Raw genomic sequence first — 23,190 nt, 5'->3', positions numbered from 1 at the left:
GAGATGATTTCTCCGCGCTTTGTTTTTATCTGTTTGTTTATGACCATGACGTCGGAAGTGTTATTATCACCATTTTATCCACAATATTTTACAAATGCTTTCCATGTAGATGGAGTTGCAATGACGTCTTTTTTTATTATTTGCTGCCGGATTGTGGTCATTGTTATGACTCCTTTATGGGGAATGCTGCTTAAGAAGTGGAAAGTAAAACATATAACCGTAGCGTCACTTCTAATGACAGCCTTAATTAAAGTCATTCTGAGCGAAGTTTCTACTTTTTATGGATTTTTAGCCGCTTCGTTAGTATTACTTGTGTTTCAAAGCAGTTTATATCTTTTGTACCCATATTTAGTAGGCGGCATGAAAAATGGACAGAAAAAGGCAAGTGCTGCAACAACCTATGTATTTATTGTTCATACGGCTATTATTGTCGCTAGCTTGTTTGGAAGTACAATTATTGCTTGGGAAATGCCGCTTAAAGTATATCAGTACTTTGCTTTAGCTGATATGGTACTGGCCTTATGGCTTATAACAAGAAAAGCTTCATCTTTAAAAAAAGAAAAAACACCAGCATACATTCAAAGTATAAACGAGCCTATTTTTTTCTATTTGCTGGCTATTTTCTTTTTTCACCTTGGACACAATGTCATTCGCCCTTATTTTACATTGTTTACAAGTGACACATATGGCATGAGCAGTCAAGGCAGCGCTTTGTTATATGTGATGCCGAGCATTATGGCGATCATCTTAAAGCTTACGGTACCTACAAAGCTATTTAATGGCAAAGTTATACCGCTTTTTTATGGCGTAACGGGTGCTAGTGCTTTACTGCTATGTTTGCAAGCATATGCCGATCATCTCAGCATGTTTATTATAAGTCGAATTTTATATGGAGCCGGATTTTATCTCAGCATGGTTATACTTGATATCTATTTATTTCAAAAAAGCAAAGAAGGAGCTTCTTACTATTACAGCTGGCTTATTGCTGTTCAAAATATTGCCCTGCTGATTGCACCGCTTTTAGCACTAGAAATCAGCAAAGTGAATTTGGCGCTTCCTTTGGCAGCTGGTGCCGCTGCTTTGCTAGCTGCTAGCGCTGTAATGCCGCTGCGTAATAAAACAATCCCTATTCTAAGACAAGTAAAGGAGAATGAAGGATGAAAATCAAACAAACGAATCTTTCCGTATTTAATAAGCAATCATGGGAAAAAGCAAATCGACAGCTTTTAGCTAAAATGCTGCAGGAATTTATGTATGAACATATTATCGCACCGAAGGAACTGCAAAAGCAGGGGGAGATTTCCACCTACCAGTGGGAAGACCACCGGGGTGTTACGTATACATATCAAGCGAAACAGCGATTGTTTGACAGTTTTTCCGTACTGCCAGAAAGTATTAAGCTGACATCTAAAACGTCAACCCCTACATTTTCTGAGGCCTTGCAGCTGTTAATTAGCCTATCTGAAGACAAAGGAATGTCTAGCTCAACCGCAGGCCACTTAGCAAAAGAATATTTTCATACATTAATAGCAGACGTGCATTTGCAAAAACGAAAATCAGCTGATGAATTAGCAGATATGGATTATGCAGAGCTAGAAGGTGAAATGATGGGACATCCTTGGATTACATATAACAAAGGCCGCATCGGATTTGGCTATGATGATTATCTGCGGTTTGCACCTGAGCAAAAACAAAAAATTCAGCTTTCATGGATTGCTGTAGCGAAGCAAATTGCTTCGTTTCATTCATTAGATACCCTCGGCTTTGATGATGTTATGAAGCAGGAGCTAAGCGGTGAGAAGCTAGCTGAATTCGAAAAAGAATTAACAAGCCAAGACCTTTTAGCAGCCGACTATTACTATATTCCCGTCCATGAATGGCAGTGGATGAACGTGATTGTTCCTTTATTCGCTGAATACATTGCAAATAACTTAATTGTTCCGTTAGGAGAAGGTGAAGATCAATACTTGCCTCAGCAGTCGATTCGTACATTTGTGAATACAACAAATCGAGATAAATATCATGTAAAGCTTCCCATGAGTATATTAAATACGCTTGTGTACAGAGGCCTTCCAAGTGAGCGGACGGTAATTGCTCCTCAAGTAACTAAGCACATAAAAGGCATACGAGATCGCGATGCGTTTTTAAAAGATACGTGCAAAGTAGGACTTTTAGGTGAAGTGGCTACGTTAAACGTAACTCAGCCAACGTTTGCTTCTATTAAAAACGCGCCTTATCAGTATTTAGAAATGCTGGGAGTCGTTTGGCGTGAAAGCATCTATCAAGAGTTAGAAGAAGGAGAGCATGCGATTACGCTAGCTGCGCTTTTACATGTTGACAGTAAAGGGAAAGCTTTAGTTTCGTCGTATATAGAAAAGTCGGGCTTAACTCCTGCCGAGTGGATTGATGGGTTAACCAGCGCTGTATTGCCGCCGCTTCTTCATTATTTGTATCAATACGGTACTGTATTTTCCCCGCACGGTCAAAATACGGTACTGGTGCTTAAAAACAACAAGCCCGTTCGAATTATTATGAAAGATTTTGTAGACGACGTGAATATTAGCGATCAGCCGTTTGAAGAACTGCAGCAGCTATCTTTTGAATTGAAAGAAGTGCTGCGCAGCGAAGAGCCGGAAGGACTGACGCAGTTTATTTTAACAGGGTTATTTGTTTGTCACTTCCGCTATTTAGCGACTATTTTAGAAGAGCATGAAGGCGTAGAAGAAGCGGAATTTTGGAAAAGTGTACGAGCAGAAATTTTACATTATCAAGTATCGTTTCCACATTTGAAAAAACGATTTGAATTGTTTGATTTATTACGTCCAACCATTACGAAATTAACGTTAAATCGAAATCGAATGTTTGATTACGGATACGAAGATGACGGAGATCGTCCTCACGCAAGCGAATATGGCAAGGTACGGAATGCCTTGCATGAAGTTAGTGAAAAAGCTGTGCAATAATAAGGAAAAACCGCTGGTGTTGTGCTGGCGGCTTTTTTTATGTTTGATTCAAAAGCAGCAAGAGAATTGGATGAGCTGCAGCACTTTAGGAAACACTCATTTTAGGTATGTGTAGAACGTAAAGGTGAGTGAATAAACGATTTGATGGGAGTAGATGTTAGAACAACAAGTACACAAGCTGAAGCAAACGTTTCGGCTTTCTTTTGTCAAAGCCTTATTTCAATGTCGCATCGCTACAAGGATAATGGTACAATTGTCTGTATATTTAAAAAAAGAGAGGGAATTACATGAAATCGCATATTCAAAAACATTTAACTTCATATAAAGAGAAATATAAAAATCGCGGTCGGCTGCTAATTAGCTGCCCGGACAAACCCGGTATTGTAGCCGCTGTGTCTACGTTTTTACATGAGCACGGTGCAAATATTGTAGAATCAAGTCAGCATTCAACGAACCATGAAGGGGGTATGTTTTTTATCCGTTTCGAATTTGAATGTGAGGATTTATTAGCTAAAGAAGTAAAGCTAGAAGAAAGCTTCAAAAAAATTGCCGATACGTTTTCAATGAACTGGCAGTTTACATATGCTCATAATTTGAAAAAAACAGCTATTTTTGTGTCAAAAGAGCCTCATTGTCTACTAGAGCTGCTGTGGGCATGGGAAAGCGGAGATTTGATGACAGACATCGCTGTCGTTGTGAGCAATCACGAAGATGCGCGCGAAGTGGTTGAATCATTTGGTATACCGTTTAAGCATATACCGGCGACAAAAGACATTCGCCAAGAAGCAGAAGCCACACAGCTGCAGGTATTAAAAGATTATAATATTGACGTGATTATCTTGGCGCGTTATATGCAAATTTTAACGCCGACTTTTGTGGCTGAAAATCCGTATCGTATCATTAATATTCACCATTCATTCTTACCGGCATTCATTGGAGCACGTCCATATGAACGCGCATATCAACGAGGTGTAAAATTGATTGGTGCTACGTCTCACTATGTAACGGACGACTTGGATGAAGGACCAATTATTGAACAAGATATTGAACGCGTGAACCACCGTGATGATGCGGATGACTTAAAGAAAAAAGGCCGCTTAATTGAACGTACGGTGCTCGCACGTGCTGTGAAATGGCATTTAGAAGACCGCATTTTAGTGCATGAAAACCGCACAATCGTATTTAATTAACAAAGACTAGGCTATTAAAAAGTAGTTTAGCCGAAGGAAGATCCGAACGATGAATCGAGATTCTTGAAAGAGAATGAAATTCGTTCGGATTTTTTTATGGTCAGGGTAAACGTAGATTTAGTTGTTTACTTAGCTCGTGAACACTTATACAATAGAAAAGGACTTTTTAATAAAGGAAGTGTCGGAAGTGAAACAATATCTTGAACTTTGCGAGCATGTGTTAGCAAATGGAACAAAAAAAGAAGATCGGACAGGAACAGGTACAATTAGCACATTTGGCTATCAAATGCGTTTTAATTTACAAGAAGGTTTCCCGGTATTAACGACAAAAAAACTTCATTTGAAATCAATTATTCATGAACTGCTTTGGTTTTTACAAGGAGATACAAACGTTAAGTATTTACAAGATAACGGCGTGCGCATTTGGAATGAATGGGCGGATGAAAACGGCGAGCTTGGCCCTGTGTATGGTCATCAGTGGCGTTCATGGCCAACGCCGGACGGAGAAAAAATTGATCAAATTACAAATGTTATCAATCAAATTAAAAACAACCCTGATTCTCGCCGCTTAATGGTTAGCGCCTGGAATGTGTCTGATGTAGACAATATGGCTTTACCGCCGTGTCACTGCTTATTTCAGTTTTATGTAGCGGACGGCAAATTGTCTTGTCAATTGTATCAGCGCTCAGCTGATATTTTCCTAGGCGTACCGTTTAATATTGCTTCATATGCGCTGCTTACAATGATGGTGGCACAAGTGTGTGATTTAGAGCCAGGTGATTTTGTTCATACGTTTGGCGACGCGCATATTTACAGCAATCACATTGAACAAGTAAACCTGCAGTTAACGCGTGAGCCTCATGCTTTGCCAAAAATGAAAATTAATCCAGACGTAAAATCAATTTTTGACTTTAAATTTGAAGACTTTGAGCTAGTAGACTATAATGCGCATCCTCACATCAAAGGAGCTGTGAGCGTATGATTTCCCTCATTGTCGCAATGGATCAAAACAGGCTGATCGGTAAAGAGAATGATTTACCATGGCGTCTTCCGGAAGATTTAAAGTATTTCAAGCGCATCACAACGAGTCATACGATTGTAATGGGAAGAAAAACATTTGAATCAATTGGACGACCGCTCCCTAATCGCGAAAATGTGGTTCTTACGCGTCAAAAAGATTATCAGCAAGAAGGAGCAACCGTTATTCATTCAGTTGAGGAACTAGAAGCATTAGATGCTGAAAAAGAAGACGAGCTCTTCGTAATTGGCGGAGCTACTCTGTATGAGCAAACATTAGACGTTGCAAACCGACTTTATATTACGCATATTGAAGAATCCTTTGAAGGAGATACACATTTTCCTGCGATTGATTTGAGCGAATGGAAAGTTATTTCGAAGCAGCAAGGAATTAAAGATGAAAAAAATCCCTACACGTATTATTTTACCGTATACGAGCGAAGCTGATGGCTTTTGTTTATAAAAAACGCGAGTCTGGTACAAAAGTATGTTAGTTGAAGAAAGATCCGAACGTTGAATCGTTCGGATCTTTTCATTATGAGGGTGAAGGTAGATTTCATGTATGTAGGTGCTTTTAGCAGGTGATTGGAGGCTCACCGCCCACCCGCGGAAAGCGAAGCCTTGCATGGAAATCAACTGCGGTGTAACAAGCGCCCCCTACTAGCTAGCACCTATATTCCATTTATTCGTCTTTAGATTGATTTCGTTATGTTTCAATCTCTTTTTATATTGATTTTAATTGCTTCACCATTTCGTGGAAAGCCGCTGGGCTCACAAACTGTTCAGAGCTCCAGTTAGCTTCAATCCATTGAATCAGCTCGCTTGGTGTGTTAAAAACTTCTCCGCTCGTATCTGCTTTGCGAAGCATGTATCTACCGTTTTCTTCATCTGCAACTATTTCGCACGGAACGGCACTTTCATGACTTTGAAGCGAAAACTCCATTTATTCCACAACCTTTCTTGATTTATACCTGTTATCGCATCAGCTGCATGTAGAAAGTATGGGCAATTTTGTAAGTCTATTTAGCGTTTGCTAAACATATGTAAAGTATGTGGACAGTAAAATAGTTGGAAAAGTTTTTTTAGTTATTATTAATGAAAAATAATGATTTTTCTAAATTTTTTGTGATATAATGTACAAATTAATAATGGTAGAAGAGGAAGGAAGTTGGTTATGAAACAACAAGTAGATAATCGAACAAAACACGTACATTTAGAGGACATCATGATTGCAAATCAATTGATTAAAGATGTTGTTGTGCATACACCACTACAGCGTAATGACGTTTTGTCTGAACGATATGAATGTAATATCTATTTAAAACGTGAGGATTTACAGGTGGTGCGCTCATTTAAAATTCGTGGTGCGTACAATCGAATCAAAAAGTTATCCCCAGAAGAATTAGAAAATGGAATTGCCTGTGCAAGTGCAGGAAACCACGCACAAGGTGTAGCATATGCGTGCCGTCATTTAAATATCGATGGTAAAATCTTTATGCCGAGCACAACGCCGCGCCAAAAAATTAATCAAGTGAAATTTTTAGGCAAAGATAACGTAAAGGTCGTACTAATCGGAGATACGTTTGATGATTCTTATGAACAAGCTATTGCGTGCAGTGAAGAGGAACATCGAACATTTATTCACCCATTTAATGATGTAGACGTTATTGCAGGACAGGGTACAGTAGCCGTTGAAATGTTCAATGACTGTGAAGATGAAATTGACTACGTATTTGCGGGTATCGGCGGGGGCGGATTAATTTCCGGTGTCGGCACATACGTAAAAAGCATCTCGCCTCAAACAGCTGTGATTGGGGTAGAACCAGCAGGCGCGCCTGGCATGCAGACATCTTTAGCAAATGGAAATGTAGTGACGCTACCGGCAATCGATCCATTTGTAGACGGAGCAGCTGTTAAAACAGTTGGAACGCTTCCGTATGACATCAGTAAAGAACTTGTGGACGATATTGTAGTTGTTCCTGAAGGCAAGGTTTGTACAACCATTTTATCTCTATACAATGAAAATGCGATTGTAGCAGAACCAGCAGGAGCTCTTTCGATTGCTGCTCTTGACTCATACCGTGAGCAAATTAAAGGGAAAACGGTTGTTTGCGTCATCAGCGGAGGAAACAATGACATTGGACGCATGCAAGAAATCAAAGAACGTTCGATGATTTATGAAGGATTACAGCATTATTTTATCGTTAATTTTCCTCAGCGCGCAGGAGCTCTTCGTGAATTTCTAGACGAAGTGCTTGGACCGACAGACGATATTTCGCGCTTTGAGTATACGAAAAAGAATAACAAAGATAGCGGACCAGCACTCGTAGGAATCGAGCTTAAGCATAAAGAAGATTATTATCCACTGATTAATCGTATGGATAAAAAAGGATTCCCTTATACAGAAATTAATAAAGAAAGCAACTTGTTTCACTTATTTATTTAAATAGAAGGTCATTTTAAAAAGGAATGCTTCATCAACTGTCGAATAAGTTGATGAAGCATTTTTATTTTAAAAATATTTGTATTTTCTTTTTATTTTATCAAGACAGAAAGTGCCTCAAGCATTATAATAAAATAAACGGGTAAAAAGAGGGTTGATCGCCTTGCTATTAAAAAGCCTTGAATTTAAACATGTCAGTGGTCAAAAAGTAAAAATTACTGAAATTCCAGTTTTAGAGGAAAATAGCACGTTTCGGTTCATGTTATCTGCAAAACTTGATTTATTTATTAGACAAATCACGAACGAATCAGTTCCGAAGCAAACCTACTCGTTTCAAGAATATTTAAAACGCGTGTTGAAATGGAAAGATTACGAACAGCTCTTTAAGTCTCATGTATTAAAACATAATGCATAAACGTAAAAGTTGACTTTTCTGAATATTTCAGCAGAGTCAACTTTTTTTTGTTGATATAAAAGGTTGAAGATGCGTTTTATGAATTAGCAAAACTTGCATTCTATTATAACTATATTGTTGTAAGCGTTCATGTTATACTAGTCTGCAATGCATCTTATAGGGGTGAACACATGGCGAAAATTAAAGTGGTAACGGATTCAACAATTGATTTAACGTTGGAAGAAGCTGAAAAGTACGGTATTGAGATGATACCTTTATGTATTAACATTGATAATGAAACGTATTTAGATCGCGTGGAATTAACGCCGACAGATTTTATTGAAAAAATGAAAAATTCAAAAGAATTACCGAAAAGCTCTCAGCCAGCTATTGGTTCTTTTGTTGAAGTATATGAACGATTAGTTAGTGAAGGGTATGACGTCATTTCGATTCATATGACTGGGGGAATGAGTGGAACTGTTCGAGCAGCTGAAAGCGCGGCTCAAATGGTAGAAGGAAACATCACCGTTGTTGATTCTATGTACATTACAAAAGCTCTTTCGTTTCAAGTCTTTGAAGCGGTGAAAATGATTGAAGATGGGCATACAGTAGAAGAAATTGTCACGCGCTTGGAAGAGGTGCGTCAAAATACGAATCTTTTTGTCGTAGTTGATACGCTTGAAAATTTGGTTAAAGGTGGACGTATTGGACGAGGAAAAGGATTGATCGGTTCTCTTTTAAATATTAAGCCGATTGCTTCTCTAGCTGACGGAGTATATACTCCTGTTGCTAAAGTGCGCAGCCATTCTCAAGTTGTTAAGTTTTTAACAAAACAGTTCGAAGAGCATACAGAAGGAAAAAGTATTAAAGGAGTAGGGCTAGTACATGCAGATGGATTTGGACTCGCCTCTAAATTAAAAGAATCAATTGTGAAGGCAAGGGGCTATACGCAATTTTCAATTGAAGATACGACGCCTATTATCTCGACGCATACAGGTATTGGTGCAATTGGTTTTATGTATTTTGCTGAATAAAGTGGGTTGCTTTTTGCAAGTCACTTTTTTGGTTTTCTCTTTTTTGGAAAAAGGGGAAAGAGAAGTGGACGAACGTATGATATAATAGAATCAACTTTCTACCAGCGAATGCTGTGCTGGTTACTATTCTTTTGAATCCGGAGTATACCGATGAAAAAATATATTCGAAATTTGAGTGTGTTTAACAAAACGGTTTTATTTTCTACTTTAATTGTAGTTGCCCTTGGAGTCATTTCTTTAGCCATTAGCTATCAAGTTCAAAAAAAGATGGCAAAAGAGACACTAACGCAGCACGCGTTAATTATGGCTGATTTATGGAGGGAGTCTTTATCTAAACAAGACGTAATAGCAGCAGTGGATTCAAGGAACGGGACGATTCCTGAAAAAGACGAGCTAGAAAAGCAGTTTAGAAAGATTTATGAATTGCATCCGTCGTACTTGCAGGGATATATTATGACGACCGAAAAATTCAAGTCGCATGGAAATAAGATTATCGTAACAGCGAATAAGAAAATTAAGCAATCACTAGAGCCGTCCATGATTTATTATGGAGGAGAAGAATTTTACAAATCATTTAAGCAAGCAGAACAAGAAAAGAGGAATATAGTAACATCTACATACAAAGACGAATTCGGGACGTGGATAACCGTTTTATCGCCTATTACAAGCAGCTCTGGAAAAGTCGTGGCTATTCTTGGTGTAGATATAGATGCAAGCGCTATCTATATCTACCAAAAACGTTTAATTGTGGCTTTGATCGTTGCGTTTACGATTTTGTTTACCTTTATTATTGTTATTCAAGACTGGGGACTAAGGCGATTAATGTCGCCCCTAGGGGAATTAATAGAAGGAATTCAAGCAGTAAGTCAAGGGAAGTTTGATGTGAAGCTGACACATGAAAATGATTCTGAGTTAGGGAATGTACACACAAGATTTAATGAAATGACCGAGCGGCTTCAGCAGCTTTTTCAACAAGTGTCAGCAACAAAAGAACAGCTGAACGTAGAAACGAATTTCAGTCATTCAAAAGATGGAATTGCTAAAGCGATTGATGAATTAGAAGTTATTATGGAAAAAACGAGGATGCAAAAGGAATTGCAGCGAGCAGAGAAAATGAATGCAATTGGTCAATTAGCTGCTTCTGTAGCGCATGAAATTCGAAATCCTATGACGGTGGTAAAAGGGTTTTTGCAGCTGTTTCAAGATAACACAAAGCTTTCAAACACTGAATTAAGTTACATTCATCTTATGATTAACGAAATGGACAGAGCGGAAGCGATTATTCATGACTATTTATCTTTAGCCAAGCCGGATGTTCATCAGCATCGTTTTATTAACTGCTTAGAGTGTGTTACAAGCTTAGTAGACTTATTATCTTCTTATGCTTTGTTAACAAACAATATACTCATAGAATTAGACGCAAAAGAAGAGATGTATGTTCGCGGCAGCCGAAACGAATTGAATCAAGTTCTGCTTAATATTATGAAAAATGGGATTGAAGCTATGAGAGCTGGAGGAACGCTTCGAGTAGGACTTTACAAGCGAGAAGGGCATGTACATATTCAAATTGAAGATACTGGTATAGGCATGACCAGTGAACAAGTGAACCGGCTGGGAACAGCGTTTTATTCTTTAAAAGAAAAAGGAACAGGGATTGGTCTAATGGTTTCTTATCAGCTGGTCGAACAAATGAATGGAAGAATTGAAGTGGAAAGCATACCAGGAAAAGGTTCAACGTTTACCTTGATTTTCCCTAGCTATGACTAAACTTTAACCGTGCAGGAGGAACATATGAAAAGCTGGTCTTATAAATTGTTTTTTTTACTGTTCATTAGTTGTATGATGTTAGCAGCCTGTGGTTCCAAAATAGAAAATCCGCTTAATTGGAAGATGGACTCTTTTTCTTACGTTAACCAAGATCAAAAGAAAGTAGGGCTAAGTCAGCTGAAAGGGAGCGTTTGGATAGCTAACTTTATCTTCACAAGCTGCGAAACCGTATGTCCCCCAATGACGGCTCATATGGCTAAATTACAAAAAATGGCCAAGGATGAAGGGCTGAATGTTCGCTTTGTTTCATTTAGCGTAGACCCTGAAGTCGATACTCCACCAAAAATGAAGGACTATGCGACTAAATTTGGCGCTGATTTTTCGAATTGGGATTTCTTAACGGGGTATAAACAAGCAGAAATTGAGAAGTTTGCGCTGGACCAATTTAAAACGATTGTGAAAAAGCCGCAAGAAAATCCGCAGGTTATTCACGGTACAGATTTTTTTCTAATTGACAAAGATGGAGTCGTTCAAAAATCTTATCAGGGAGTGACTGACCCTCCTTATGAAGATATGTTAAAAGATATCAAAACCCTTCAGTAAGAGCTATAAATCCGTCAAAACTATCCGTCAAACACAGCTATCTTTATAGTGATGTGTTAGCGGATATTTTTATGAAAGAAACATGCTTATCCTTTTTTTTACATATACTATATATAAGAAACGTAGTAAAATATCAACTTGACATAGTATGATAAGATATAAAGATATAGTTATTCAGAGCGGTAAGCAGTATTGCTTGTGACAGCGAGAATACAGCATAGTTAGTAGGTGTTATGATGAGAAAATGGAAAAGTATAGTGATAAGCAGTATAAGTGCGGTGGTGTTAGCAAGCTGTTCGACGACGACTTTTTTGCCAACGGACAATAAAGAAGAAGCCGTTCAGAAAGAAGTGGATTTAACACCTAAAAAGCATATTCCGAAAGGATTTTTTCCTGTAGATTTAGATATTGTAGCCATTGGTGACTCATTAACAGAAGGAGTAGGAGATGAGTCTAAAAAAGGCGGTTATGTACCATACTTAACTAAATACCTTTCTAAACAAAATGAAGTGCAAAATGTACGAACAGAGAATCTAGGTAAAAGAGGAAATCGGACGGATCAGCTATTAGCGAGGTTAAATCAGCCGGGAGTAGCAGCTGAAGTATCAAGAGCAGACATCGTTTTCTTGACGATTGGCGGCAATGACGTGATGAAAGTGGTAAGAGATTACTTTTACAATATCTCAATTAAGACGTTTGAATCACAGCAGTCAAAATATGAAAAACGTCTAAATGACGTGTTTTCACGTATACGTAAGCTGAACCCTAATGCTCATATTTATTTAATCGGTTTTTATAATCCATTCTTTAAATCGTTAAGTGATGTGAAAGAAATTAATGTTGTTATTAATGAATGGAATGCGGCAAGCGAGAAAATTGCTTCTCAATATGATAATGTAAGTTATGTAAAAATTGATGACATTTTTTATGATTCTGACGTAAATTTATTAGGGAAAGACGAGTTTCACCCTAATAAAAAAGGGTACAAACTAATGGCTGAACGCATTAGTAAATCAATGGAGGAAGAAGATCCTCTCGTTGGAGACCAGAAAAAGGAAACAGCAGAAGAAGTTACATCTGATGAAAAAGAGAAAAACACGAAAGAGAGTGGGAACGAGTAAGGAGATTGTTATATGAAGAAGTGGAAAACCCTATTTATCGCGTTATTAGGGATTAATGTTCTAGGGGCTATCCTTATTATTGCGTTTATTTTTCAACCGGTTGACAAGGCCAATCCAACTCCCTCTGAAAAAGTAGAAGGAGACGCAGAACTAACAATTTTGGCTAAAAAAGCCGACTTAAATGTACTGATTGATAAATATTTAAAAAAAGAATTTAAGAATCAGCCGCTTAACTACAAAATTACTCTTACTGATGTAGTAAGAGTAGACGGTACGATTCAAGTATTCGGCGATGATATTAATATTCGAATGACATTTGATCCAATCGTACAAAAAAATGGAGATATTGTGCTTGAACAGCAGTCGCTTTCTGTTGGAAAGCTGCAGCTTCCTGTCCGCACAGTGCTTCGATACGTAAATAATAACTTTGCGCTACCAGAATGGGTAACGATCGATCCAAAGAATGAATCAGTATACGTAGCGTTACAGCAGATGAAGTTAGAGAGTGATTTTGCTGTAAAAGTACAAAAGTTTGATTTAAAAAATGATGATATTCGCGTACGTTTAATTTCGCGCAGTGAATAAAAAAACCTTCCAATTTGGAAGGTTTTTTTCGTTAACGATCTTGGGAAATCAGTGCTTCTAATGCAGGACGGTTCTTAGCAAATCCGACGGCATATACCGTATATGTTCGATTCGGACGAAGGTTCAGTGCCGGGATTTCGAGTACTACATTTTTGGTTCCTGCTATGCGCACACTAAGTTGAACATGCATGGGGGACAAAGGCAAATATTTTGTGACTTCTTTAAACTGAACTCCAGAAAAAATGACGTCTCCACCTCTAGCCGCAATATCCACAGCAGGAGCATCAGGAGAAAGGTGAACAAATCGAAGCTTTGTTTCTCCACTTGGCACATCCGTATTGTCATAGATAAATAATAAATCAAGCTTGTTTAGCTCATCTACCGCCGCTACCGTGTAATTCTGGTTTCCTTCAAATGTAAATGATTCCGTTAAAACAGGTCTTCCCGTTTCTCCAGCGGGATAAATAGAAATTGTATATCTTCCAGGTTCTTGTAATTCAATATAATCTGTTTCTTGTTTATAAGTTAAATTGCGAATCACTCGTTTGTTGTTAATATAAATATCTACAGATGGAGAATCTGGAGAAGCGTGAAGTATACGAATTTGCGGCGGATTTACGCGCAGATTCGTATTTTCAGAAGAAGTTAAGATGGCCTGCTGGATATAGTACAAATGCTTTTGATAATAATGAATATGCTTAGATGGATCACTATACTTATAGTAGTTAGCTAGAAAATCGTATTTCATTGCTTTTTTAATATATTGATCAAAGGAATAATTAGCCATATGTTCAGCTCCCTTATTGTCGGAGTATAAAAACATTTCCATACGTAACCAAACATATGCTCAAACTCATAATTTATGCCGATCACTGATCACTCCCGAGACCTCCAAGAAGAAACAATGAGCCAAATGCCCTCTATGTGCATATACTGAATCAAATTATTGACTGAAGGCTTATTGTACGACCGAATTTAGTATAGGAAAAAGGAGTGAGAGCATGGGCGATTTTTATGCTCGGATGCTACGGTTAATTATGTTAAGTTTTTTACTGCTGCTACTTTTAATTCAATTTACAGAGCGCTCTACTTCATTTAATCACATTACCCCCGTGCTAAATAAAGTAACCGAGCGAATTGAGCTGATTACCTATGATCAATAAATGTATGTTTTCCGCGTTTCGATATGTACTTGTTCTTTATGCAATTTGCTTTACATTTGTATTTGTTAGTACAGTTCCAAGCCTATTTGGTTTCACCGTGACCGTTCAAGAAACGGATTATCACCACCTGCATCGCGGAGATATAGTTGTCTTTAGAGACGAATCATCTTCTTCAAAAAATGAACTTGTACTGGCCCATAATCAAGAGCTTGATGTACTGGTTACAGCTCAAAGAGATTCTTTGCCTGCTTCTTTTAAAGTGATTGGAAGCTACGCATACCATCTCCCCTATATAGGGGTCATTATTGAGTTTATGAAAAATTTTACTACGTTACTGGTGATGGGAAGTATTTTACTTTTGTTGTTTTCGTATACGCTGCAGCCTAAAAGGCGAATATGGCGTAAGAGAAAGTGAAAAATGGGCGAATGCACATACAGGACAATCAACTAACGCATATAAAGTACAGTGTACGAAATGAAAAAAACAAGAGGAGAGATTGCTATGTATAACTACGATTGTTACGACCCATGCCATCACGGAGGCTATCACCACCTGTATGATACTTGCCATTATCCAATTAGCTATCCAATTGGCGGTTATCATCATTGTGGAACGGGCCAGTCATTTGCATTAATTGTTGTGCTATTTATTTTATTAATCATCATTGGCTGTACTTGTTTTTGCTGATTAGGCCTCATTTGCTCGCATGTGCGAGCTTTTTATAACAGATGGAAAAGGACAAACTTACATATAAATTGTTTAAATAATAAAAAAATTTTGCCAAATCAACATTTACCATATTATACTATAGCTAGTAACTCAATAAGCGAAGGTGAATATATGGAAAAGGAAAAAGTATTTCAACAGCTATTTTCAATGTCATTTACACCAATGCTCGTAATGAATATGGATGGAGATATCCAAATTTTAAATGAAGCGTGCTGCCACCTTTTTAAAACGACGGAGGAACGACTTCTTTCCTGTAATGTATTTGAAGAGCCAAATCGCTTTTTTATTGAAAAGCATGAAGTGGAACCGTTAAGAAAGCAAGAGGAAGAAGTTGTTTTACTTAAGAAAAAAGTAGATCAGCAGTTTCCGATGCACATCCATATTCAGCGCACGGAAGGGGATATTCCGCTCTTAGTTGTTCAGTGGAAAGAGTTTTCCTCAAGTATTGAAAAGCAAGAGGAAGTCATTCGGAAAATGAAGCAATATAAGCAGTTTGTCCAGCAAAGCCAAGATGCATTTATTGTAACAAGAGAAGGCAGAATTCAATATTTGAATCCCGCTGGTGTTAAACTTCTTGGCGGAGAGAAAAAAGAAGAGTATATCGGGCGTCCTTGGCTTCATTTTATTCATCCCGAACATTTAGAAATCGTAAAAGAACGAATGGTTCAGCTAATGAACGGAATGTCGGTGAGGCCGCGTGTTGATGTGAAACTATTGACTAAAAAAGGAGTCGTCATTATTGAATCTTCGGCAACCAAAATTAAGTTTGAAGGACAGGATGCCATTCAGTATATTATTCGCGACGTAACGGATCGAAAAAAATATGATGAAATGGCAAGCAAATCTGAAAAGCTTACAATGGTGAGCAAGTTAGCGGCAGGAGTAGCACATGAAATTCGTAATCCAATGACGGCGATTAAAGGGTTTATTCAGCTGTTAAAAGCATCAAAACAGTATAATGAAGAATACAATGATATTATGCTTGAAGAATTGAATCGCGTCGAATCCATTATTCAAGAATTTTTAACGCTGGCCAAGCCTAAAATTGAAAATTCATACCACCCAAAAAGTCTCAATCAAATCATCCGTCACGTGACATTACTATTAGATACACACGCCAATTATAAAAACTGTCGTATTATTAATGAAATTAGTGATGAGATTACAATCTTTTGTGAAGAAAATGCGCTTAAACAAGTTTTTATTAATTTAATTCAAAATGCGCTTGAGTCAATGAGCAAAGGTACAGTTAAAGTCACCGTTGAGAAAAGAAATGAATACGGCATGGTCATTATCGAGGATGAAGGCTGTGGAATTGATGAGCAATCTTTAGCCCGGCTAGGTGAACCGTTTTATTCTACGAAACAAACAGGAACGGGGCTAGGGTTAATGATTAGCTACCGAATAATCGAACAGCATCAAGGGCATATTTCATTTGCGAGTAAAGTAGGAGTAGGAACAAAAGTAGAAATTGCTCTTCCGTATATTAAAGAACCAGTGAACATTTCATAGCGCTTGCTATTCGTTCACTGGTTTTTATTTGATCGAAATAAAAGCGAATGTTTTTTTATTTTTTTATTTTAATGTTCGTGTATATTGTTGACTAAAGGGTTTGTTTTTGATATATTATCAAATGGCTAGAAAATAACCGAATGATAATAAAAAAAGAAAATTCGGTCAATAACTTTTATCTTTTACCCGAAGAAAAAAGATGATGGGAGAATGTACAATGAACTCAAATTATGATGTTATTGTGGTAGGGGCAGGACCCGCTGGGATTTTTACTTGCTATGAGTTAACGTTAAAATTACCGGAAGCAACTATTTTATTAATCGATAAAGGACACGATATCTATCGACGTAATTGTCCGATTCTTCAGAAAAAAATTGAAAAATGTCCGCCTGCGGTTGGCAAAAAAGAGTTTGCTGGCTGTTTGCCTGCTTGTTCTATCACAAATGGTTTCGGTGGAGCCGGCGCATATTCAGATGGAAAATTTAATATCACAAGTGAATTTGGAGGCTGGATGACGGATTATCTGTCTGAATCACAGGTGGTAGATTTAATTAAATACGTGGATGAAATTAATTTAAAACACGGAGCAACCGATACGATTACGGATCCGTTAACTGATAAAGTTCGTGAAATTGAAAAACGCGGATACGCAGCAGGATTAAAGCTATTGCGTGCCCAAGTGCGTCATTTAGGAACAGAGCAAAATTTAGAAATTTTAAAAAGCATTTATGAATATTTAAAAGAAAAAATTGATATGCAGTATAAAACGGAAGTAGCCGATTTAATAACAGAAAAAGAAGATGGTCAGCATATCGTGCGCGGTATTGAATTGAAAAATGGTGAAAGAATTACGGCTGATAAAGTGGTGGTTTCACCAGGTCGAGACGGCTCGAAGTGGATGAGCGACTTACTAAAAAAACGTCGTTTAAAAATGATTAACAATCAAGTGGACATCGGCGTTCGAGTAGAAACATCCAACGTTGTTATGGAAGAAATCAACAAGCACTTGTACGAAGGGAAATTCATTTACAATACGTCCGTAGGTACAAGAGTTAGAACGTTTTGCAGCAATCCTTCAGGACATGTGGTAGTAGAGAATCATTCAGGTATTATGTTAGCAAATGGACACGCATACAAAGATCCGAAGCTTGGAAGTCAAAATACGAACTTTGCGCTGCTTGTTTCTCATAAATTTTCGGATCCATTTGATCAGCCGAACGAATATGCGCACGAAGTATCAAGATTAGCTAATATGCTGTCAAACGGGGGCTTAGTTGTTCAAAAGTATGGAGATATTTTAAAGGGCCGTCGTTCAACAGCGACTCGAATTAAAGAGGGCTTTTTAGAACCAACGTTAAAAGAAGCTGTACCGGGTGACTTAGGCTTAGTGCTTCCTTACAATACGATGAAAAGCTTAATTGAAATGACAGAAGCACTGGATCATGTAACGCCTGGGTTAGCATCTGAACATACGCTGTTTTACGGTGTGGAAGCGAAATTTTACTCAGCCCGTCCGAAGTTAAATGATAAGTTTGAAACTGAAATTTCCGGTTTATACGTGGGAGGAGACGGAGCTGGTATTACGCGAGGACTCGCGCAGGCAAGTGCGTGCGGTGTGTGGGTAGCGCGTGACATTGTTGAAAAATTAAAGAATCGTAAAGCAAGTTCTGAACCTGTTACTGTATAAAAAAAGAGGCCGTCACGGCCTCTTTTTTTATATGTGTTAAATAACGAAAGCGAATAAGTAAAAAGTAAAGAACTTATACCCCTCCAACTCCGATAGTTTTATATGATAATTACTCGCTCTTTTTTAAAAGGTATTACGGCATCCATATTTCTATCGTGAGCAGAATTAAATAGAATAAGGCGAATTGACAATGTCCATTTATTTCTATCAACAAATTCAGTGAAATTTCAGAGAATTTATATCAAGCAATACAAGGATAAAATCAACAGTTGGAAAGAGTTATTTTTTGTTGAGTAAAATATTTATGAAAGCAGTAAAGTACGCGGATATTAGAATAATTATGCAAATTTATGAATGTGATTTAATGAAAAGAAAGTTCACTTTACAAACTATTTTTTGAATTAATTTTTTATCCATTAGATTTTAAGTCTTGTTAAATAACTGTTTGTGGTTTATTGGAATATGATGTAAATATTTTAAAATATAACAATGCTCAACTTTTTATGATAAAATCCTGCATTATTTTTGAATAAAAACTTGACAGAAACATATAAAATGAATTTTAATTAAAGTAAGAATTATTATCATGCAAAAATATTAAAGAAAATTATTTGCTTAATCTCTTTTGTTTTATAAGAGAACGGGGGACCCATATTTGTGCGTAGTGTACTTGGGGTGAATCTTGAATAAATCAAGTAGGGTAACTCACGTACCCGAATCCGACAGCTAACTCCGTAAGCATTCAGTGAGGGAATAACAGGTCTATGAAACCATGATATTCTCATGGTTTTTTGTATAGATAAAAATATTCTTAAACTATTAATCTGAAAATTTTTAATATATTGTATATTTTGAGTGTTACCGCTCTCAATGCATGGTAAAATAAGTATGGTAGTTAGAATCATTCTAATATAATTTATTTACGGGAGGTAAATCTATGAAGCTATCGACAAAGATTATTATCGCGCTAATTGCTGGTGCTGTTGTGGGAGTGTTGATCAATGCTTTTGCTCCAAGTGCTTTTGCTCCGCTGGACAAGTACTTGTTTACACCGCTTGGCCAAATTTTCTTAAGCTTAATTAAAATGCTTGTTGTACCAATTGTGTTTTTCTCTATCACGTTAGGTGTAGCAGGTTTAGGAGATCCTAAAAAACTAGGAAGAATCGGGGCTAAAACAGTTTCCTACTTCCTAGTTACAACAACCGTTGCTATTATTATTGGTTTAATTTTAGCGTATGCAATTAAACCGGGTACGTTTGGATCTTTTGATACAAAAAACGCTTCTTTTGAAGCCGAAAAAGCACCGCCGGTTGGAGAGACATTCTTAAATATGATTCCAGTCAACCCAATCCAAGCGATGGCTGAAGGGAATATGCTTCAACTTATCGTTTTCTCTATCTTTATCGGTTTTGGTATTACGATGCTTGGAAATAAAACAAAAGGGCTTTACAATTTACTTGAGCAAGGCAATGAATTGATGATGTATCTTGTAAATCTAGTGATGAAGTTTGCTCCTTACGGAACATTTGGACTTCTTGCAACCGCGGTTGGAAGTCAAGGCTGGGAGGCAATTAAAGCGATGGGGCTGTACATGATTGTAGTCGTGCTCGCACTGTTTATCCATTCGATTGTAACATATGGAGGATCAGTCGCTCTTATGGCGAGACGTAACCCTATTGAATTTTTTAAAGGTTTTGCTCCTGCGATGACAGTTGGATTCAGTACATCGAGCAGTAATGCAACGCTTCCGATTTCAATGAATGTGGCTCAAAAAAACCTTCGTGTCCCGGAGTCCATCAGCAGTTTTGTTCAGCCGTTAGGTGCTACCATTAACATGGACGGGACGGCAATTATGCAAGGTGTAGCGACTATTTTTATTGCACAAGTATACGGTGTTGACCTGTCGCTGGGTGCTCTTGTGACGGTTGTATTGACAGCGGTGCTTGCTAGTATTGGTACAGCAGGTGTGCCGGGAGTTGGTCTCATTATGCTAGCAATGGTATTGAGTTCGGTTGGCTTGCCTGTAGCAGGTATCGGATTGATTATTGGAATTGATCGCTTGCTTGACATGCTTCGTACATCTGTAAATATTACGGGAGACGCTGCGTGTGCCGTTATTGTGGCTGAGTCAGAAGCAAAGCGTATCGATAAATCTGTAACGCAATCAGCTTAATAAGCGTAAAAGCTCTAGCTATATGCTAGGGCTTTTTTTATTGGCAAGAAACTCTTCGTTTCAGCATACAGTTTAATAAGAGTGTATGTTTGAAAGGAGAGTGCGGAAATGAATAAAACTCATGTAATAAAGCCGCTGCTCGACGACGACTACCCGGTTATTTCATATGGAAAAGGAATTTATTTGTACGACCAAGATGGAAAAAGGTACATAGATGCTTCGTCGGGGGCAGTTACAGCAAGTATCGGACACGGCGTAAAAGAAATTATTGATGCGATGACCGATCAGGCACAGAAAGTTGCGTTTGTATATCGGTCGCAGTTTACAAGTGATCCAACAGAAGCCTTAGCTAAGAAACTATGTGAATTAAGCAGCAATCATTTCCAGTGGAGCTTTTTTGTTAACAGCGGGACAGAAGCGACTGAAACGGCTATGAAAACGGCCATTCAGCATTTTCAAGAGCAAGGAAAGCCAACCAAAACAAAGGTTTTGTCACGCTGGATGAGCTATCACGGTATTACAATAGGAGCTCTGTCTATGTCAGGGCACGTTGGAAGACGAAAACGCTTTTCGTCTTTGCTTGAAGATTATCCTTCGGTTTCGCCTCCTTATTGCTATCGATGTCCGTTTCATCAAACCTATCCATCCTGTAATCTTGCTTGTGCACACGAATTGGAAACAGTTATCAAACGAACCGGCCCTGAACATATTGCTGCTTTTATTACCGAGCCCATTGTAGGAGCAGCCGGAGCAGCCCTTACACCTCCTCCTGGCTATTATGAAGTGATAAGAGAAATTTGTGATAAATATGATGTGTTATGGATTGCGGATGAAGTCATGACGGGAGTTGGGCGTACAGGCGTGATGTTTGCATATGAGCACTGGGGAGTTAAACCAGACATTATGACGCTTGGAAAAGGAGTGGGAGCAGGATATACACCAATAGCCGTTACGTTAGCTAGCAGCAAAACGATTGAACCTATTATGAACGGATCCAAATTAATTATGAGCGGACATACGCTAAGCGCTAATCCGCTGTCATCCGCTGTAGGGATAGCTGTTTTAAGCTATATTGAAAAGCATGATCTTGTTCAAGAAGCAGCGCTGAAAGGAGACTATTTAGTAGGGAAATTGAAGAAACTTCAGCTTCTTTACCCTATCATTGGGGACATACGTGGTAAAGGCTTATTAGTTGGTCTTGAGCTTGTGCAAAATCCAAAAACGAAGGAGCCTTTTTCATCCTCTGAAAATATGACGGCGCGCGTAATAAGTAAAGCCCAAAAAAATGGTCTTCTCCTTTATCCTTCGCAAGCAGGAACAGACGGAGTCGAAGGAGACGGTATTATTATTGCGCCACCATTTACGATTACTCATCGTCAACTTGATGAAGCGGTCGATCTGCTTTCGAAAACATTGCATGAAGTGCAAAATGAAAAACAGGGAAATGAGGTGGAATGAGTGACAAAGGTCGAAAACTCATTTCAAAAGATTACAACTGTGGAACAAGCGATTGAATACGTGGATCATGCTGCTACGCTGATGATAGGAGGGTTTGGAGGAGTAGGCAGCCCGCCTTCTCTCATTGACGGTCTTATTGAAAGCGGAAAATCAAATTTTACATTGATATGTAATGATTCAGGCTTTCCTCATATTGGTGCGGGAAAATTGGTAAGCCAAGGAAGAATTCAAAAGCTGATCGCTTCTCATATTGGATCGAACCCAGTGGCTGGAACGCTGATGACAGAAGAAAAGCTGAAAGTTGAGTTTTCTCCTCAAGGAACGCTTGCTGAACGGATTCGAGCGGGAGGAGTTGGACTCGGAGGAGTACTGATTGATGTAGGAATTGAAAACGACATTATTCAATTTGGAAAAGAAAAAGTGGAAGTAGACGGCAAGACATTTTTAGTTGAAAAACCACTCACAGCCGATGTAGCTTTTGTATATGCAAAAAAAGCAGATCCATTCGGCAACTTGCTTTATGATAAAAGCGCTCGAAACACTAATCCATTAATGGCTATGGCAGGTCGTATCACTATTGCTGAAGTGGATGAAATTGTTCCTCTTGGGGACATTGACCCAGAGAACGTGATGACGTCAGGTGTATTTGTGGATTATATTGTCCCTTCAAAAGGAGTGAATTGGAAATGGGTTTGGGAATAGATATTCGTCATCGTATTGCAAAACGTGCTGCGGCTGAAATCAAAAACGGCATGATTGTTAATTTAGGGATTGGCATTCCTTCTCTTATTCCTAATTATGTACCAAGCGCTGTTCATGTGATGTTTCATGCTGAAAACGGAATTTTAGGGTTAGGATCTTCGCCTCCTTTGGGTGAAGAAGATGAGAATGTCTGCAATGCAGCAGGCTATCCAACAACTACCGTTCACGGGGCTTCATACTGTGATAGTGCTACAGCCTTCGCGATGATTCGAAAAGGATACGTCGATATGACCATTCTTGGCGCCTTAGAAGTGAGTGAAAAAGGGGATTTAGCTAATTGGATTGTGCCAGGTAAGCGAGTTCCTGGGATGGGAGGAGCGATGGAATTAGCTCAAAAAGCGAAAAAAGTCATTGTGCTAATGAATCATACGAGCAAGACAGGAGAACCGAAGCTGGTTAAGACGTGCTCTTTACCTCTGACTGCTTCGGGCTGCGTGGGATTAGTTATTACAGATAGGGCGGTTTTTAAAGTAGAAAAAGATGCGCTTCTTCTAACAGAGTTAATGTCTCCTTATACCGTAGAGGATATTTTGAGTTCAACAGAAGCGACAGTTCGCCTGAGTGATCAATTGATTACGATACCATAAG

General features: G+C 38.3%; 23 protein-coding genes and 1 riboswitch. Of the genes, 21 read left to right on the top strand and 2 right to left on the bottom strand.

The features are described from left to right. Positions 1-3: 3 nt before the first annotated feature. From AC3WJG_RS04310 to AC3WJG_RS04290, 5 genes are all read left to right on the top strand, one after another. Positions 4-1,161 carry an MFS transporter gene (locus AC3WJG_RS04310; protein ID WP_337133961.1) on the top strand — a complete coding sequence of 386 codons (1,158 nt, stop codon included), beginning with the start codon at positions 4-6 and terminating at the stop codon, positions 1,159-1,161. Further along, the gene (locus AC3WJG_RS04305; RefSeq protein ID WP_337133962.1) at positions 1,158-2,963 is read left to right on the top strand and encodes an IucA/IucC family protein; all 1,806 of its coding nucleotides are present in this window, start codon (positions 1,158-1,160) and stop codon (positions 2,961-2,963) included. Before AC3WJG_RS04310 ends, AC3WJG_RS04305 begins: the two co-directional genes overlap by 4 nt. Positions 2,964-3,250: 287 nt before the next feature. Continuing rightward, on the top strand, positions 3,251-4,153 hold the full coding sequence (gene purU / locus AC3WJG_RS04300; RefSeq protein ID WP_098331934.1) for a formyltetrahydrofolate deformylase: 903 nt from the start codon (positions 3,251-3,253) through the stop codon (positions 4,151-4,153). Between the two features lie 187 nt (positions 4,154-4,340). Next, a complete protein-coding gene (locus tag AC3WJG_RS04295; protein WP_013058746.1) occupies positions 4,341-5,135 on the top strand; it encodes a thymidylate synthase in 795 nt (264 codons plus the stop codon). Beyond that, positions 5,132-5,617 carry a dihydrofolate reductase gene (locus AC3WJG_RS04290; protein WP_016765324.1) on the top strand — a complete coding sequence of 162 codons (486 nt, stop codon included), beginning with the start codon at positions 5,132-5,134 and terminating at the stop codon, positions 5,615-5,617. Before AC3WJG_RS04295 ends, AC3WJG_RS04290 begins: the two co-directional genes overlap by 4 nt. Before the next feature lie 277 nt (positions 5,618-5,894). On the opposite strand, the gene AC3WJG_RS04285 is transcribed toward AC3WJG_RS04290, so the two are convergent. Continuing rightward, positions 5,895-6,113, bottom strand: coding sequence for a hypothetical protein (locus AC3WJG_RS04285; RefSeq protein WP_337133963.1), 219 nt, complete (start codon positions 6,111-6,113; stop codon positions 5,895-5,897). A gap of 231 nt (positions 6,114-6,344) precedes the next feature. On the opposite strand from AC3WJG_RS04285, the gene ilvA reads away from it, so the two are divergent. The 7 genes from ilvA to AC3WJG_RS04250 all read left to right on the top strand — a co-directional run bounded on the left by ilvA (position 6,345) and on the right by AC3WJG_RS04250 (position 13,117). After that, entirely contained in the window at positions 6,345-7,616 is a 1,272-nt protein-coding gene (ilvA, locus tag AC3WJG_RS04280; protein WP_013084697.1) for a threonine ammonia-lyase IlvA, read from the top strand. Between the two features lie 160 nt (positions 7,617-7,776). Continuing rightward, positions 7,777-8,028 carry a YpmP family protein gene (locus AC3WJG_RS04275; RefSeq protein ID WP_013058743.1) on the top strand — a complete coding sequence of 84 codons (252 nt, stop codon included), beginning with the start codon at positions 7,777-7,779 and terminating at the stop codon, positions 8,026-8,028. A gap of 170 nt (positions 8,029-8,198) precedes the next feature. After that, the gene (locus AC3WJG_RS04270) at positions 8,199-9,041 is read left to right on the top strand and encodes a DegV family protein (protein WP_098249163.1); all 843 of its coding nucleotides are present in this window, start codon (positions 8,199-8,201) and stop codon (positions 9,039-9,041) included. Positions 9,042-9,191: 150 nt separating this feature from the next. Next, positions 9,192-10,808 carry an ATP-binding protein gene (locus tag AC3WJG_RS04265; protein WP_328240100.1) on the top strand — a complete coding sequence of 539 codons (1,617 nt, stop codon included), beginning with the start codon at positions 9,192-9,194 and terminating at the stop codon, positions 10,806-10,808. Between the two features lie 24 nt (positions 10,809-10,832). Continuing rightward, on the top strand, positions 10,833-11,411 hold the full coding sequence (locus AC3WJG_RS04260; RefSeq protein WP_028410894.1) for an SCO family protein: 579 nt from the start codon (positions 10,833-10,835) through the stop codon (positions 11,409-11,411). Positions 11,412-11,644: 233 nt separating this feature from the next. After that, positions 11,645-12,532 carry an SGNH/GDSL hydrolase family protein gene (locus AC3WJG_RS04255; protein ID WP_240717336.1) on the top strand — a complete coding sequence of 296 codons (888 nt, stop codon included), beginning with the start codon at positions 11,645-11,647 and terminating at the stop codon, positions 12,530-12,532. A gap of 12 nt (positions 12,533-12,544) precedes the next feature. Next, entirely contained in the window at positions 12,545-13,117 is a 573-nt protein-coding gene (locus AC3WJG_RS04250) for a YpmS family protein (RefSeq protein WP_013058738.1), read from the top strand. A gap of 31 nt (positions 13,118-13,148) precedes the next feature. Here the strand turns inward: AC3WJG_RS04250 and AC3WJG_RS04245 are convergent, their stop codons facing one another. Next, positions 13,149-13,904, bottom strand: coding sequence for a DUF4397 domain-containing protein (locus AC3WJG_RS04245; protein ID WP_014458542.1), 756 nt, complete (start codon positions 13,902-13,904; stop codon positions 13,149-13,151). A gap of 214 nt (positions 13,905-14,118) precedes the next feature. On the opposite strand from AC3WJG_RS04245, the gene AC3WJG_RS04240 reads away from it, so the two are divergent. The 9 genes from AC3WJG_RS04240 (at position 14,119) to AC3WJG_RS04200 (ending at position 23,189) form a co-directional block, all read left to right on the top strand. Then, positions 14,119-14,280 (top strand): hypothetical protein, encoded by a 162-nt coding sequence (locus AC3WJG_RS04240; RefSeq protein ID WP_337133964.1) that lies wholly within the window; start codon positions 14,119-14,121, stop codon positions 14,278-14,280. After that, positions 14,270-14,695, top strand: coding sequence for a hypothetical protein (locus AC3WJG_RS04235; RefSeq protein ID WP_251626428.1), 426 nt, complete (start codon positions 14,270-14,272; stop codon positions 14,693-14,695). Before AC3WJG_RS04240 ends, AC3WJG_RS04235 begins: the two co-directional genes overlap by 11 nt. An 87-nt stretch (positions 14,696-14,782) precedes the next feature. Continuing rightward, positions 14,783-14,968: a YjcZ family sporulation protein gene (locus tag AC3WJG_RS04230; protein ID WP_075419415.1), complete on the top strand. Its 186-nt coding sequence runs from the start codon at positions 14,783-14,785 to the stop codon at positions 14,966-14,968. Positions 14,969-15,121: 153 nt separating this feature from the next. Next, on the top strand, positions 15,122-16,522 hold the full coding sequence (locus AC3WJG_RS04225; RefSeq protein WP_013058734.1) for an ATP-binding protein: 1,401 nt from the start codon (positions 15,122-15,124) through the stop codon (positions 16,520-16,522). Between the two features lie 217 nt (positions 16,523-16,739). Continuing rightward, positions 16,740-18,209 (top strand): NAD(P)/FAD-dependent oxidoreductase, encoded by a 1,470-nt coding sequence (locus tag AC3WJG_RS04220; protein WP_013084690.1) that lies wholly within the window; start codon positions 16,740-16,742, stop codon positions 18,207-18,209. Positions 18,210-18,811: 602 nt separating this feature from the next. Continuing rightward, positions 18,812-18,966, top strand: a riboswitch (cyclic di-AMP (ydaO/yuaA leader). A gap of 180 nt (positions 18,967-19,146) precedes the next feature. Next, positions 19,147-20,382: a dicarboxylate/amino acid:cation symporter gene (locus AC3WJG_RS04215; protein WP_028410897.1), complete on the top strand. Its 1,236-nt coding sequence runs from the start codon at positions 19,147-19,149 to the stop codon at positions 20,380-20,382. A gap of 108 nt (positions 20,383-20,490) precedes the next feature. Beyond that, on the top strand, positions 20,491-21,840 hold the full coding sequence (locus tag AC3WJG_RS04210; protein ID WP_028410898.1) for an aspartate aminotransferase family protein: 1,350 nt from the start codon (positions 20,491-20,493) through the stop codon (positions 21,838-21,840). Further along, positions 21,841-22,542 (top strand): CoA transferase subunit A, encoded by a 702-nt coding sequence (locus AC3WJG_RS04205; protein WP_014458548.1) that lies wholly within the window; start codon positions 21,841-21,843, stop codon positions 22,540-22,542. Next, positions 22,527-23,189: a 3-oxoacid CoA-transferase subunit B gene (locus tag AC3WJG_RS04200; RefSeq protein ID WP_028410899.1), complete on the top strand. Its 663-nt coding sequence runs from the start codon at positions 22,527-22,529 to the stop codon at positions 23,187-23,189. The genes AC3WJG_RS04205 and AC3WJG_RS04200 overlap by 16 nt, the downstream gene beginning before the upstream one ends. Position 23,190 lies beyond the last annotated feature (1 nt).

The organism is Priestia sp. FW507-14D1A (assembly GCF_058781295.1).
The sequence above is the reverse complement of the archived record's forward strand: the minus strand, read 5'-3'. Positions and strand labels throughout refer to the sequence as shown.